This window comes from Thiothrix eikelboomii, assembly GCF_900167255.1.
GTDB lineage: Bacteria > Pseudomonadota > Gammaproteobacteria > Thiotrichales > Thiotrichaceae > Thiolinea > Thiolinea eikelboomii.
Map to the genome: position 1 here is coordinate 1 of NZ_FUYB01000007.1, position 13,987 is coordinate 13,987.

Sequence of the window (13,987 nt, forward strand, 5' to 3'; positions counted from 1 at the left end):
CGTCTGTGCGGTGGATCTGGGCTATGTGGGGTTCAGGGTCGAGGGATGCTCTGTGGTCATGCCGTTCAAAAAGCCGCCGGGTCGAGACTTAGAGCCGGAGCAAATGGAGTTCAATCAGCGGTTGGCCAAGGTTCGGGTCAAGGTGGAGCATCGGATTCGCTCACTGAAAATTTTTCGGATTCTGAAGGGGGTTTACCGAGGACGGCGACGACGGTTTGAGCTACGCTTACGGTTGATCGCCGCTCTTGTTAATCGGATGATTGGGGGATAATTATTTTCGCAAGAGGTCTAATGATTAAATACCAGAAAATAGCTTAAAGCCAATATCATGCGATTGGGATACTCAGATTTGGTAAAGATTGTCTGTTCGTAAAGAGTATGCGATGTTATGAGTCTGAAACAGAACAGAAAAATCAAGGAATTCCATGTTGTTGTCATCTCAGACGAGATTATTGGTGTTGGGCTTGTCCTGTAGCCCAAGCTTACTGTATGCACAAACGGGTTGGGAGAAGGATGGTTGTGCCCATCCGCGCCCTCTTCCGAGTTACACTAAGACACTACGCCCCGCCGATTTGGATAAAATGGCGATTTACATTGAGGCTGATCAGGCTTTATTCCGTGAGCAGGGTGATTCAGAACTGACAGGCAAGGTTCACATCAGCCAAAACGATCAAGAGCTTAGTGCACAACAAGCCCTTTATAATCGACAAACTGGCAAGGTTTTAGCCAAAGGCCAAGTCAACTTCAAAGGTCCACAAGTGAATGTCACCAGCCAAGAGCTGGAATATAATTTAAACAGTGGTTTAGGCAAACTCACTGGAGTTGCTTATTTATTAAATGGCACAGACGGGCGTGGTGAAAGTAGTGAATTAATTCAAGAAAGCAGCCAAGTCACCCGCTTAAAAAACGCCAGCTACACTACCTGCCCTGTCGGGGTGAATAGCTGGAGCCTTAAAGCTGAAGACATTAAGCTTGATCGCAGCACGGAACAAGGTACGGCACGTCAAGTGACTTTAAACATCCGTGATCGCCCTTTACTCTATCTCCCTTATTTTTCCTTCCCACTCACCGATCAACGTAAATCAGGATTTTTAATTCCCAATTTTGGTACTGATGAAAAAAGTGGCCTGCGTATCAGTCTGCCCTATTATTGGAATCTTGCTCCCAACTATGACCTCACTTTAACCACTAATATGCTCAGCAAGCGTGGGCTACAAGTAGAAAACGAATTTCGCTATTTGACCGAATTACATCATGGGGTAATTCAATACGATGCTTTACCCAATGACCAAGAGCGGCAAAATACACTACGTTATCATTTTGATATTCAACACTTAAGCCAACTCGATGCGCATAACCAGCTCAAGCTACAAGCAGCAGGAGTTTCTGATAAAGACTATTTCGATGATTTAGGTAGCTCGCTCGCTGCCAGTACCATTGTCAATTTGGAGCGAACCCTCAGTTATACCAGTCAGCATACCGAGTGGGATTTTTCTGCCTTGGCACAAAGCTATCAAATCTTAGATAATAGTGCCGAAAACTACGCCCGCTTACCTCAACTCCAACTCACCTGGACACCCACAGTTACAAGCCCGCTGCCAAGCCTTAGTGCCAGTAGCGAATACACCTATTTTTCGCGCAGCCAAGGCGATAATGGGCATCGCTTAGCAACACAAATTACCCTCAAGCAGCGCTTTGAAAACGCAGCCGCGTATCTCGAACCCAAACTCAAATTCCAGCAGACTGATTATCAATTAGAACAAGCGAGCAATAAAAGTATTCATCGCAGCTTGCCCACTTTCGCGGTGGATGCAGGGCTGTTTTTTGAACGGGAATTAAAGGCTGGGAAACGCTTACAAACCCTAGAACCTCGTATTTACTACACCTATACCCCGTTTCGGGAGCAGGCAAATATCCCTATCTTTGACTCATCTGAACGTAGTTTAAGCTATAGCCAGCTGTTTAATGATAATGACTTCACGGGCAAGGATCGGATCGCTGATAATAATCGGCTATCGACCTCCATCACGACCCGTTTACAAGAACTTGACAAAGGTCGGGAAATTTTTCGTGCGAGCTTAGGGCAAATGTATTATTTTGCAGACCGCAAAGTCAGCTTGCCGGATGAGACAGCTAAAACCGGCTCACGCTCAGAAGTAGTGATGGAAATGGCGGGTGAGTTGAATGATGCTACCCGAATTTCAGGTACCGCTTTTGCGGATGTGAACAACAAAGAAATTTCAGCCGGGCAAGTACGAATTAATTATCAGGATCAAAAAGAGCGAATTTTGAATTTAGGGTATAGTCAGCGTAAGGGGGAGTATGAATCCGCCCAGATTGCCTTTGCAACGCCCGTCACCCAACAATGGACTTTAGTGGGTGCTCATGAGCAAGATTTAAAAAATGATCGCAGCTTAGAAACCTTAGCCGGGCTTGAGTATCAAAGCTGTTGTTGGAAGAGCCGTTTAGCGGCACGCAAGTATTTATTATCGGACAATGCCACTTATGATGATGCCTTGTTTGTGGAGCTTGAGTTAAAAGGCTTAGGTAGTTTTGGCAGTGGTACACGCAACTTGATGGAAAATCGAATTTATGGCTACAAATAGCATCCTGTCTTTCAGCACTCTTTGGCGCAAACTGTGGCCTGCTGCTTTTTTAATGGGCAGTTTAGCAATCAGTGCCAGCTCGGGCCTTCAAGCCGCTGCCTTGGATCAAATCGCGGTCGTCGTCAATAGTGAAGTTATTCTTTACAGTGAAGTGCAACAACGGGTACAGATGCTAAGAGCGAGCAAAGCAGGGCGAGGTCTTGGGCAAACCGAATTGTTGCGTGCCGCCGTCGATGAATTAGTCACTGAGCGCTTGCAAGCTCAATATGCCAAAGAAAACGGTATTCAGGTCGATGATGCGATGGTTGATCGGGCGATGGCCAGCATTGCCCGGCAAAACCGTATGGATATGCCAGCTTTCCAAGCCGCTTTGCAAAGAGAAGGGATTAGCATTCAAGCATTACGCGAACAAACTCGGCGTAAAATTACCGCTGATCTACTTCGCAAGCAGCAAGCGGGTGGCAAAGTGGCGGTTTCAGACCGTGAGGTCAATGATCTGATTGCCAGTCAAAGCCAAAAGATTACGGCGGGTGAGCGTTATCATTTACAGCATTTGTTAGTGGCAGCCCCCAATGGCGCAACCATTGAGCAAGTGAATGCCGCACGGACTAAAGCCGAACAGCTTAGAACCCGTATCGCTCAAGGTGAAGACTTTGCCACCGTTGCCAAACAATTTTCTGATAATAATGCCGCTGAACAAGGTGGCGATTTGGGTTGGCAAGCAGCGGATGCTTTACCCAGCTCATTTGTGCGGGCCTTAGCTTTAATGCAAGTCGGTGATATTTCTTCAGTAGTGCGTGACCAACATGGCTTTCATCTGCTCAAACTCTTAGAGCGGGAGGGTGGCAAACGGGCGAGTGCCGCTGAATCACGGGTTCGGCATATTTTAATTAGCACTCAGAAGAACTCACCCGCTGCTGCTAAACAAAAAATTGATGCCCTCTATGCCCAATTGCAAGCAGGGGGCGATTTTGCACAATTAGCCAAAGCACATTCAGATGACCCCGGTAGTGCCGCCCGTGGCGGTGAATTAGGTTGGGCTAAGGCGGGGCAAATGGTCGCTCCCTTTGAGCAAACCATGAATTCACAAGCGCTGAATACGCTTAGCCAACCTTTTCAGACACAATTTGGCTGGCATGTTTTAGAGGTATTGGAACGTAAACAAGCGGATCAAACCGCTGATCGGATTCGTGAGCAAGCCACTAACTATTTAGGTGGGCGTAAGGAAGAAGAGCAATACCAAGCTTGGTTGCAAAGCTTGCGTAACGGCGCTTATATTGATTACAGATTGCAAGGTGCTGCCCCTCGCTTACAATTAAAATAGAACCCCATCTCAAGGATTTTTATGCATAAGCGTTTACGACTGGCCTTAACCACTGGCGAGCCTGCAGGTATTGGCCCAGATTTAAGTTTAATCTTGGCCAGTCAAACTCATTGGGCAGCTGAAGTAATTGCCCTCGGTGACATCGAAATGCTACGTGCTCGAGCACGTTTATTGAAACTGCCCCTCCGGTTACGTGCTTACACCTCTGATCAAGAGCAAGCACCCTGCCAGCAAGGGGAATTACTCGTGCTGCATATCCCCTGCCGAGCAGATGTTACGCCGGGTAGCTTGGATAGTCGTAATTCCACTTATGTGTTAGAGCTGTTACAGCGTGCGACGCACGGTTGCCAAACCGGTGAGTTTGCTGCGATGATCACCGCCCCCTTGCATAAGGGGATTATTAATGAAGCAGGCATGGCTTTTACGGGGCATACCGAATATTTAGCTGAATTAACCGCGACCCCCATGCCAGTCATGATGTTAGCGACTCATCAGCTACGGGTCGCGTTAGCCACCACGCATTTACCTTTAAACAAAGTCAGTGCTGCCATCACGCCAGCGCTGTTACGGGCGGTACTCAAAATTCTTGATCAGGATTTGCGTACAAAATTTGGTTTAAAGCAACCACGAATTTTAGTCTGTGGTTTAAACCCTCATGCTGGCGAAGGGGGTTATTTGGGCATGGAAGAAATTGAGATCTTGATTCCAACTATTAAGCAACTGCAGCAACAAGGTTTACATTTGACAGGTCCGCTGCCTGCGGATACTTTGTTCACGCCCCGCCATTTACAGCAAGCCGATGCGGTATTGGCGATGTATCATGATCAGGGTTTACCGGTTTTGAAATATGCAGGCTTTGGCAAAGCTGTGAATATTACCTTGGGTTTGCCGATTATTCGTACTTCAGTGGATCATGGCACCGCCCTAGATTTGGCTGGGACGGGCAAAGCAGAAACCGGTAGTTTAAAAGCAGCGATTCAAATGGCGATTGGTTTAGGCCGTAGCCGCCAAGCCCCGACTAAATTGCATTAGAAGCATAAAAAAAGGGCATCTTAAGGATGCCCAACCGCTAGGAGGATATTGAAGCTTAAGTAGCTTCAGGATTGATAATAGTTCAAAATATCTTGCACCGCAACATTTTATCAGCCTATAAACTAATTCACTATTTTCTTTAATTCTTGCTTTCGGTTAAGGTTTGAAAAACTCACTGTGGCAAAATACGCCCAGTTTTTCCTCCACTCACCTGAATAGCGAGTGACTGATACAGATACACTATGACCGATTACTTACTCATCATTGTTGGCACTGTCTGGGTTAATAATCTAGTACTGTCCCAATTCTTAGGTCTCTGCCCTTTTATGGGCGTCTCGCGTAAGCTTGAAACTGCTATTGGCATGGGGTTAGCGACGACCTTTGTCTTGACACTTTCTTCGGTCAGTAGCTATCTGGTGGATACTTGGCTGTTAGCGCCTTTGGATTTGCAGTATTTGCGCACCCTCAGCTTTATTTTAGTGATTGCCGCTATTGTCGGTTTTACTGAAATGGTCGTGCGCAAAACCAGTCCTATCTTGCACAATGTTTTGGGGATTTATTTGCCCTTAATTACGACGAATTGCGCCGTTTTAGGGGTAGCCTTACTGAATATTCAACAACAGCATGGTTTTATTGAGTCGGCTCTGTATGGCATGGGCGGAGCTTTAGGCTTCACTTTAGTCATGGTGATGTTCGCAAGCCTGCGTGAGCGCTTAGTGGTGGCAGATATTCCTAGTGTATTTAAAGGCAATGCCATTGGTCTGATCACTGCGGGTTTGATGGCGCTCAGCTTTATGGGCTTTTCTGGCTTGGTGAAGCATTGATGTTAAGTGCTTTATTCGTCGTCGGTGGCTTAGCAGCTCTCTTTGGTTTATTACTCGGGTTTGCAGCAATTCGTTTTCGAGTGGAAGGTGACCCTTTAGCCGATAAAATTGATAAACTGCTCCCTCAAACTCAATGCGGCCAATGCACCTTTCCCGGTTGTCGTCCTTATGCTGAAGCGATTGCTAAGGGTGAGGCAGATATTAATCAATGCCCCCCCGGTGGCGAAGTGACGATTCAAGCCTTAGCGGGGTTACTAGGTGTCGAGCCTAAACCTTTGAATGCTGAACATGGCGAAGCCCCCGCTCAGGCTTTAGTCGCCTTGATCGACGAGCAAACCTGTATTGGCTGCACTCTTTGTATTCAAGCTTGCCCGGTCGATGCCATTGTGGGTGCAGCTAAGCACATGCATACCGTAATTGAAGCCGAATGTACTGGCTGCAAGCTCTGCTTACCACCTTGCCCGGTGGATTGTATTTTGATGGTAGCGGTGCAGCCTAGCCCTACGACTTGGAAATGGCCTTATCCCATTATTCCACTGAAGGAGGTGGCTTGATGCTAGCAAGGCTTCGTCAATGGTGGCAACACACGGGTGGCTTAGAGCTAAAGGATTATCATAAAACTGCCTCGACTCAACAGCCTGTCCGTAAACTCTCGGCGAGCACTGCGGAAGAAATCGTGATTCCTTTGCAACAGCATACCGGGCAACCGCCTAAACCTATCGTGCAAGCGGGTGATTTTGTTTATAAAGGTCAAGTGTTGGCTGTAGCTAATGGCAGGATTAGTGTGCCAGTGCATGCCAGCACCTCCGGTAGAATTCAAGCGCTGGAAACACGCCCGATAGCCCATCCGTCTGGTTTAAATGATCTTTGTGTCATTTTAATACCGGATGGTCAAGATCAGTGGGGTGATCAAGGCTTACCACCGATTACTGATTATCAAGCAGTCTCTGCTGAATGTTTACACCAACGGATTAGCGAGGCGGGGATTGTCGGCTTAGGGGGAGCAGTATTTCCGTCGGCCATTAAATTGCAACGCCCTGAATCTAGCCCTAGCCCCATCACCACCCTCGTGATCAATGGCGCTGAATGTGAACCTTATATCACTTGTGATGATATGTTGATGCGCGAGCAGGCAGCTGAAATCATCGGTGGATGCTTAATCATGTTGCAAGTCTTGCAGGAGTATACACCTGCTCAAGGCTTAAACTGTTTCATTGGCATTGAGGATAATAAACCCCAAGCCATTGCGGCAATGCAAACAGCGATTGATCAGGCTAATGATCCTCGACTTAAACTAATCCCTGTCCCAACTCAATATCCGACGGGCGGTGAGCGCCAACTGATTACTCTGTTAACAGGACGCGAAGTCCCCAGTGGCAGTCGCCCAACAGCGATTGGCGTGCTCTGCCATAATGTCGCAACGGCTCGGGCTATTTATCAAGCCGTCGTCTTAGGCCAACCACTGATTACTCGTTATGTCACAGTCACAGGCCAAGGCGTGGTGCGGCCACAAAACTTCGAAGTGCCGCTAGGGATGAGGATGCAAACCCTGATTGAAGCAGCGGGTGGGTATACCTCCAAAGCGCAACGTTTAATCATGGGTGGCTCGATGATGGGAGTAGCCTTACCAAGTGATCAACTCCCTGTTGTGAAAGCGACCAACTGCTTATGGGTCAGCGAACCAGCGGTCTCTAATCCTCCCCTGCCCTGTATTCGTTGTGGGCGCTGTGCTGAAGCCTGCCCAGTCAATCTATTACCACAGCAAATGTATTGGTATGCCCGCGCCCGCGATTTAGAAAAAGTCGAACAACAACATATTTTTGACTGCATTGAATGCGGCTGCTGTGCTTATGTTTGTCCAAGCCATCTCCCGCTGGTGGATTATTATCGCTATGCCAAAGCGGATATTTATGCTCAGCGTGAGGCACGTGCTAAAGCTGATTTAGCACGGGAACGTCATGACTTTCACCAAGAGCGGATTGAGCGTGCTAAGCGCGAAAAGGCCGAGAAGCTTGCCAAACATAAAGCAGCTGCCCAAAACAAAACTGCCGATACTGCAGATAAACAAGCTGCTATTCAAGCTGCTTTAGCCCGTGCTCAAGCGAAGAAAGCGCAACCTGCCCCACTGTCTACCGCAACTGAGGATAAACCTGCATGATTTTTGGCACTCAGACCTCGCCTTATCTGCACGCACAACTCAGCGTTGGGCAAGTGATGGCACAAGTGATTTATGCACTCGTCCCCGGTACTTTGGTGTTGCTAGGGTGGTTTGGCTGGGGCGTAGTCACTAATTTACTGTTGAGTTTGAGCTTGGCTCTCCTCCTAGAAGCCTTAATGCTGAAACTGCGTCAACGTCCTTTAGCTCTCTTTTTAACCGATTATAGTGCTCTGGTAACAGGCTGGTTATTAGCCGTAGCCCTCCCCCCTTATTCGCCTTGGTGGCTGATTTTAATTGCCTTGGTGTTTGCGCTAGTAATAGGCAAGCATCTGTATGGCGGTTTAGGGTATAACCCGTTTAATCCGGCGATGGTGGGTTATGCAGCGGTCTTAGTTTCATTTCCCATCGAAATGACCCGTTGGCCAAACCCCGAATTGACCAGTATGGCTCAGCTTAGTTTTGAGCAAACCCTACAACAGGTCTTTTTAGGCGGACTCAGCTATTGGGATGGACTTACCCAAGCCACTGCACTGGATACGATTAAAACCCATTTACGCCTTGGTGAAACCGTCAGTCAAATCAGCCAAGGTTCTCAATTTGGTTGGTTAGCAGGTCATGGCTGGGAATGGGTCAGTCTGGCTTGGTTGGCCGGTGGTTTATGGTTGCTGTATCAAAAAATCATTAGCTGGCATATTCCCTTGGCCTTAATTGGCAGCTTAACAGGCATGGCTTTAATTTTTTGGTTGTTGAATCCTGAGAGTTATAGTTCACCGTTGTTTCATCTACTCAGTGGTGCGACGCTCTTAGGGGCTTTTTTTATTGCAACTGATCCGGTGTCTGCCAGTACGACACCCTTAGGCAAACTCCTTTATGCAGGGGGGATTGGCTGTTTTACTTATATTATTCGAGTCTGGGGCAGTTACCCTGATGCCATTGCCTTCGCTGTTTTGATCATGAATATGGCAGTACCCTTACTCGATACTTACACTCAACCGCGTGTGTATGGTACTAAAGGACGGTTTGGCTCTTGAACCATTTAGCACGAGAAATCAGTAAACCCATGCTGTTATTAGCAGGCTTTGCCTTAGCAGGCACTTTATTACTAGCTGGCGTGCATCGTCTAACCGCACAGCCTATTGCAGACAGTGAAGCTCAAGCTTTGCTCACGCGGATTAATACGTTGGTCGCCGCTAATCGCTATGATAATAATCCCTTAACCGATACGATCCGCTTGCCACCTGCAGAGCTGCAGAGCGCTGAACCCGTCTTGGTCTATCGCTTACGCAAACAGCAGCAGCCGGTCGCGGCTATTTTTACGGTTACGACCCCGGAGGGGTATAGCGGTAATATTCGGCTGGCAGTCGGGGTAAATGTGGATCAAACTTTAGCCGGAGTTCGTGTATTAGCGCATAAAGAAACCCCCGGCTTAGGTGATTGGATAGAGCTAGAAAAGAGTGATTGGATGCTTGGTTTCTCCGGTAAATCCCTGCAAACCCCGCCAGAAACGGCTTGGGCGGTAAAAAAAGATGGTGGTGAATTTGATCAATTTACCGGTGCCACTATTACGCCACGAGCCGTAGTAGCGGCGGTCAAACAGGTTTTAATCTGGTCTAAACAGCATCCCACGAGCGTGTATGCACCTAGTACCCCTACCGAAGTACTGACAGGAGAAGGTAAGTAGCCATGAGCGCAGAACATCCTTATCGTGAGATCGCCTTCAATGGGCTTTGGCAAAATAATCCGGGACTCGTCCAACTCCTCGGTTTATGCCCCTTAATGGCCGTCACCACCAATGCAATTAATGGCTTAGGCTTAGGTATTGCTACCTTAATGACGTTAGCCATCACCAATTTATTAATTTCCTTACTGCGTCCTTTTATTCGTGAAGAAATTCGAATTCCGGCTTTCGTCTTGATTATTGCTTCAACCGTGACCGCGATTGAATTACTCATCCATGCTTATTTTTTCGAGCTGTATGCTGTCTTAGGTATTTTCATTCCCTTGATTGTCACCAATTGCATTATTATTGGCCGCGCTGAAGCCTATGCCGCCAAGCATCCCCCTCGTTATGCCTGGTTGGATGGAGCGATGATGGGTCTAGGTTTTGCCTTAGTATTAGTCGCTTTAGGTGCAATCCGTGAGCTATTGGCACAAGGTACGATACTATCTCAAGCTCAGCTGATGTTTGGTGAAGCGGCACGGGGTTTGACTTTGCAGCTGAGTGCAGATTTTAAAGGCTTGTTACTCGCCGCTTTGCCCCCCGGTGCTTTTATTAGTTTAGGTTTTTTGGTGGCGGGCAAAAATTATATTGATCAGCGACGTGCCAAACGCACTGAGTCTACTACCTTACTTAAATCCGTGAGTGCAACGGAATGAGTCCAGAGCAAGCCGCTGAATTCTTTCAGCGCTGGCAAACTGCTGATCCACACCCAACGACAGAACTCAACTATGCCTCCCCGTTTGAACTGTTAGTGGCGGTGATTTTATCGGCACAAGCCACCGATAAGAGTGTGAACAAAGCCACTGCTCAGCTCTTCCCCATCGCCAATACCCCTGCAACGATGCTAGCGTTGGGTGAAACAGGCCTGCGTGAGTACATTAAAACCATTGGGTTGTATAATGCCAAAGCCAAAAACATCATCGCGACTTGCCAGATTCTAATTGATCAGCATCATTCGCAAGTCCCTGATCAGCGCGCTGCCTTAGAAGCCCTCCCCGGTGTAGGACGTAAAACCGCAAATGTTATTTTGAATACGGCCTTTCAGCAGCCGACGATGGCTGTGGATACGCATATTTTTCGGCTTGGCAATCGCACGGGTTTAGCTCCGGGAAAAAATGTGCTCGCGGTTGAACAAGGCTTGCTCAAGCTGATTCCCGCTGAATATCTGCAAGATGCACATCACTGGCTGATTTTACATGGGCGCTATGTTTGTACCGCTCGCAAACCTAAATGCCCGAGCTGTCTCGTGGCAGATTTGTGTGAATATAAGGAAAAGACCCCAGCATGATCTCTGCACAACGCGAAAACTTACGCCGCTATTATTTAACTTGCTGGCAAAAGCAACAAGCGGGACAAGTCCTTGAAGGTCTTGAGAAACAAGTCGCTGCCGTGATTTTGGAGCATCCTGAATATCATGCGCTACTCACCGAGAGTGAGCGGGCTTTGCAGCAAGACTATGCCCCTGAACACGGTGCTAGCAATCCCTTTCTGCACATGGGCTTGCATTTAGGCTTACGTGAGCAAGTCGCGACAAATCGTCCGGTCGGGATTCGGGATATTTATGACAATCTAGCCGAACGCTATGGGCCACATGATACGGAGCATTTGATGATGGAATGCTTAGTCGCGAATCTTTGGCAAGCACAACAACAGCAACAGCCGCCGGATGAAACCACTTACTTAAATTGCTTAGTCAAACTTGGCTGACAACCGCAAGCCTTGCGCATCGACCCGTAAGAAACTCGCTTGTTGATACCAATCACCGAGCACAATGCGCTTAGCTGCCTGCCCATCTAACTCAAATTCATGAATCGCAGGGCGATGGGTATGCCCATGAATCAGCTGAGTGACTTGAGCTGCACGCATCGCTGCTTCAATGGCATTTTGATTTGCATCGAGAATATCTTCTGGTTTAGCTTGAGTGGTTTGCTGGCTTTGCCTACGCAAGCTTTGCGCATATTGCAAACGTTCAGGAATACTCAATGCCAAAATTTGCTGTTGCCACTGCGGACTACGGAATAAGAGCCGGGCTTGTTGATAATCTAGATCATCCGTGCACAATAAATCGCCGTGCATGATGAGAGTGGGAATACCGTATAAGTCAATCACCTGCTGCTCGGGCAATAATTGGCAAGCTGCTAACTCAGCAAACTGCTCAGCTAATAAAAAGTCCCGATTACCATGCTGGACATAAACGGGTATCCCCTTTTCCGTGACTGCTTTGATAGCTTGCAGAATCGGCAAGACCTGCTGCCCTAGTGGAGTTTGCAAGAAATCATCGCCAATCCAATATTCAAAAAGATCACCTAAGATATATAAAGCGTCCGCCTCACCCCCTAAGTGCTGCAAAAAGCTCAGCAATATCTGTGTACTTGCCGGGCGAGCCGGTTCTAAATGCAGATCCGAAATAAACCAAGTTGCCATTTAAACCCACTCCAAGCTCGGTTAAGCCGCTAAATAAGTCGGTGATTGCATTTCATTCAAGCGGCTAAAAGCCCGTGCAAATTCGAACTTGAGCAATTGGCCTTGATATAATTCTTTAATATTATAGCGTGTCGAAATAATCAGCTGCACTTTGCGATCATATAATTCATCAATCAAATTTAGAAAGCGCCGAGCCGCATTCTCACTGTCTTGATTCATCATCGGAATATCTGAAAGAATAATCGTGCCATAGCGAGCGGCTAATTCAATATAGTCACTGGTTGAACGTGGGCCATCACAAACCGTGTTGAAATCCAGCCAAATAATATTATCGGCCATTTTTTTCACAGGTAGACGCCGACTATTCAGTTCCATTTCCACATTTTCATAGACCTTGCCTTTAGCCTCTGCACGAAAACGTTGCTCTAACTCAGGATCAGAGTGGGTAATATTTTCGGTTTGCTCATCCAAGGGAAGCACATGGCGCATGCGGTAATCAATTCCATTATCCAGCTCGATCACTTGCAAATTCTTTTTAATTAGCTCAATCGCAGGCAAGAAACGGGCACGTTGCAAACCATTTTTATACAGGTCATCGGGTGGGCGATTCGAGGTGGTAACGATGGTCACATCATTATGCACTAAGCCTTGTAGCAATCCGGCGAGAATCATGGCATCGCCAATATCCAGCACATGGAATTCATCAATACACAGGAGTTCAGTATTAGCAGCAATTTTCTTGGCAACCAGCTCCAGTGGATCTTTCTGATGAGAACCTAATTTACGCAGTTCTTCATGCACCATCAGCATAAAATGATGGTAGTGGTAGCGATTTTTTTCAGCAATCGGCACTGCTTTAAAAAAATAATCCATTATCCATGTTTTGCCGCGCCCAACGCCCCCCCACAGATAAGCCCCTTTCACACTCACTTCGGTGCGTGGCTCAGGCTTAGCAAAGAAACGAAAGCCTTTCGCAGGTGGCTGAGGTTTAGGATTGACTAAACCCTCCATAATTCCTTGTAGAACTTGGATAGCACGTTCTTGCGCAGGATCTCGTTGAATATTGCCAGCAGCAATTTCTGAATTATAAAGAGCAAGCAAGGTCATTCGGTGGATATTCACTAATAGCCAATAAGCTTGGCTATTGTCGACAATAGCTTCTGTCTCTGTCAACCAATGCACGGATAAATCCGCCGATTTTGGTCTGGAATCCAGCCAACAATGTCGACATGTGCATTTGCACAATAACTGATCTGCGTTTTAGGTGTGGGGCAAGCATAGTTCACCTAGCTGCTTTTTAAAGGCAAACCTGCTAAAACTAAGGCTTCGACCACTCAAGCTAGGTTTGAACGATGTCAACAGTAGCAGATGCTCCTTCTCTGCCCATTGCCCAGCAAGGCGAAGCCATTTTAGCCCAATCAGCGGCCGTGGTGACTGACCCTTTGCATCCTGATATTCAAGCTCTGATTCGAAATATGCAGGCCACTATGTTAGCAGCCAATGGGGTAGGCATTGCTGCCCCGCAAGTATTTCGTTCACTCCGCCTTATTATCGTCGCCTCACGCCCCAATCCACGCTACCCCGATGCCCCACTTATGGAAGCCGTGGCGATGATTAACCCTGAAATTATCTGGCTATCCATTGAAACCTGTTTAGGTGAAGAAGGCTGTTTAAGCGTACCCGGGAGACGTGCACAAGTCGCCCGTGCTGAACGCCTAACCGTGCGCTATCTAAATCAACAAGGTGAAAGGGTCGAAGCTGCATACAGTGGCTTTGTCGCCCGCATTATTCAGCATGAAATGGATCATTTAAATGGAATTTTGTTTGTGGATCGAGTGGGAATAGGATCTGACTGACCCTCGCCGAAGCGCGCGTGAGAAACAAAGACTACTGGCAAAT

General features: G+C 47.4%; 15 protein-coding genes. 13 read left to right on the top strand and 2 right to left on the bottom strand.

Annotated elements, in window-relative coordinates:
- The 12 genes from B5D50_RS09015 to B5D50_RS09070 all read left to right on the top strand — a co-directional run.
- Positions 1-271 (top strand): transposase family protein (locus tag B5D50_RS09015; RefSeq protein WP_143594312.1); only part of this gene is annotated, 271 nt, incomplete at its 5' end.
- A 154-nt stretch (positions 272-425) separates the two neighbouring features.
- Positions 426-2,606 carry an LPS-assembly protein LptD gene (locus tag B5D50_RS09020; RefSeq protein WP_078922277.1) on the top strand — a complete coding sequence of 727 codons (2,181 nt, stop codon included), beginning with the start codon at positions 426-428 and terminating at the stop codon, positions 2,604-2,606.
- Positions 2,593-3,930 (top strand): peptidylprolyl isomerase, encoded by a 1,338-nt coding sequence (locus B5D50_RS09025; RefSeq protein WP_078922278.1) that lies wholly within the window; start codon positions 2,593-2,595, stop codon positions 3,928-3,930. Before B5D50_RS09020 ends, B5D50_RS09025 begins: the two co-directional genes overlap by 14 nt.
- A 21-nt stretch (positions 3,931-3,951) precedes the next feature.
- On the top strand, positions 3,952-4,962 hold the full coding sequence (gene pdxA, locus B5D50_RS09030) for a 4-hydroxythreonine-4-phosphate dehydrogenase PdxA (protein WP_078922279.1): 1,011 nt from the start codon (positions 3,952-3,954) through the stop codon (positions 4,960-4,962).
- A 242-nt stretch (positions 4,963-5,204) separates the two neighbouring features.
- Positions 5,205-5,786: an electron transport complex subunit RsxA gene (gene rsxA / locus B5D50_RS09035; protein WP_078922280.1), complete on the top strand. Its 582-nt coding sequence runs from the start codon at positions 5,205-5,207 to the stop codon at positions 5,784-5,786.
- On the top strand, positions 5,786-6,340 hold the full coding sequence (gene rsxB, locus B5D50_RS09040; protein ID WP_078922281.1) for an electron transport complex subunit RsxB: 555 nt from the start codon (positions 5,786-5,788) through the stop codon (positions 6,338-6,340). Before rsxA ends, rsxB begins: the two co-directional genes overlap by 1 nt.
- The gene (rsxC, locus tag B5D50_RS09045; protein WP_078922282.1) at positions 6,340-7,944 is read left to right on the top strand and encodes an electron transport complex subunit RsxC; all 1,605 of its coding nucleotides are present in this window, start codon (positions 6,340-6,342) and stop codon (positions 7,942-7,944) included. The genes rsxB and rsxC overlap by 1 nt, the downstream gene beginning before the upstream one ends.
- Complete coding sequence (gene rsxD / locus B5D50_RS09050; protein WP_078922283.1) at positions 7,941-8,975, top strand: electron transport complex subunit RsxD; 1,035 nt, start codon at positions 7,941-7,943, stop codon at positions 8,973-8,975. Before rsxC ends, rsxD begins: the two co-directional genes overlap by 4 nt.
- The gene (gene rsxG, locus B5D50_RS09055) at positions 8,972-9,625 is read left to right on the top strand and encodes an electron transport complex subunit RsxG (protein ID WP_234975840.1); all 654 of its coding nucleotides are present in this window, start codon (positions 8,972-8,974) and stop codon (positions 9,623-9,625) included. Before rsxD ends, rsxG begins: the two co-directional genes overlap by 4 nt.
- A gap of 2 nt (positions 9,626-9,627) precedes the next feature.
- Positions 9,628-10,320 (top strand): electron transport complex subunit E, encoded by a 693-nt coding sequence (locus B5D50_RS09060; RefSeq protein WP_078922284.1) that lies wholly within the window; start codon positions 9,628-9,630, stop codon positions 10,318-10,320.
- Entirely contained in the window at positions 10,317-10,952 is a 636-nt protein-coding gene (nth, locus tag B5D50_RS09065) for an endonuclease III (RefSeq protein ID WP_078922285.1), read from the top strand. Before B5D50_RS09060 ends, nth begins: the two co-directional genes overlap by 4 nt.
- Entirely contained in the window at positions 10,949-11,371 is a 423-nt protein-coding gene (locus B5D50_RS09070; protein ID WP_078922286.1) for a DUF1841 family protein, read from the top strand. Before nth ends, B5D50_RS09070 begins: the two co-directional genes overlap by 4 nt.
- Here B5D50_RS09070 and B5D50_RS09075 read toward each other — a convergent pair.
- Complete coding sequence (locus B5D50_RS09075) at positions 11,354-12,088, bottom strand: UDP-2,3-diacylglucosamine diphosphatase (RefSeq protein ID WP_078922287.1); 735 nt, start codon at positions 12,086-12,088, stop codon at positions 11,354-11,356. The two genes, B5D50_RS09070 and B5D50_RS09075, sit on opposite strands and share 18 nt — an antisense overlap.
- A gap of 21 nt (positions 12,089-12,109) precedes the next feature.
- The gene (zapE, locus tag B5D50_RS09080; RefSeq protein ID WP_234975841.1) at positions 12,110-13,270 is read right to left on the bottom strand and encodes a cell division protein ZapE; all 1,161 of its coding nucleotides are present in this window, start codon (positions 13,268-13,270) and stop codon (positions 12,110-12,112) included.
- A 170-nt stretch (positions 13,271-13,440) separates the two neighbouring features.
- On the opposite strand from zapE, the gene def reads away from it, so the two are divergent.
- Entirely contained in the window at positions 13,441-13,944 is a 504-nt protein-coding gene (gene def, locus B5D50_RS09085; protein WP_078922288.1) for a peptide deformylase, read from the top strand.
- Positions 13,945-13,987 lie beyond the last annotated feature (43 nt).

What these genes read in the sequence shown, in the direction of transcription:
- B5D50_RS09020 (WP_078922277.1), top strand. Translation starts at nt 426, where the DNA reads ATGTTGTTGTCATCTCAGACGAGATTATTGGTGTTGGGCTTGTCCTGT.
- B5D50_RS09025 (WP_078922278.1), top strand. Translation starts at nt 2,593, where the DNA reads ATGGCTACAAATAGCATCCTGTCTTTCAGCACTCTTTGGCGCAAACTG.
- pdxA (WP_078922279.1), top strand. Translation starts at nt 3,952, where the DNA reads ATGCATAAGCGTTTACGACTGGCCTTAACCACTGGCGAGCCTGCAGGT.
- rsxA (WP_078922280.1), top strand. Translation starts at nt 5,205, where the DNA reads ATGACCGATTACTTACTCATCATTGTTGGCACTGTCTGGGTTAATAAT.
- rsxB (WP_078922281.1), top strand. Translation starts at nt 5,786, where the DNA reads ATGTTAAGTGCTTTATTCGTCGTCGGTGGCTTAGCAGCTCTCTTTGGT.
- rsxC (WP_078922282.1), top strand. Translation starts at nt 6,340, where the DNA reads ATGCTAGCAAGGCTTCGTCAATGGTGGCAACACACGGGTGGCTTAGAG.
- rsxD (WP_078922283.1), top strand. Translation starts at nt 7,941, where the DNA reads ATGATTTTTGGCACTCAGACCTCGCCTTATCTGCACGCACAACTCAGC.
- B5D50_RS09060 (WP_078922284.1), top strand. Translation starts at nt 9,628, where the DNA reads ATGAGCGCAGAACATCCTTATCGTGAGATCGCCTTCAATGGGCTTTGG.
- nth (WP_078922285.1), top strand. Translation starts at nt 10,317, where the DNA reads ATGAGTCCAGAGCAAGCCGCTGAATTCTTTCAGCGCTGGCAAACTGCT.
- B5D50_RS09070 (WP_078922286.1), top strand. Translation starts at nt 10,949, where the DNA reads ATGATCTCTGCACAACGCGAAAACTTACGCCGCTATTATTTAACTTGC.
- B5D50_RS09075 (WP_078922287.1), bottom strand. Translation starts at nt 12,088, where the DNA reads ATGGCAACTTGGTTTATTTCGGATCTGCATTTAGAACCGGCTCGCCCG.
- def (WP_078922288.1), top strand. Translation starts at nt 13,441, where the DNA reads ATGTCAACAGTAGCAGATGCTCCTTCTCTGCCCATTGCCCAGCAAGGC.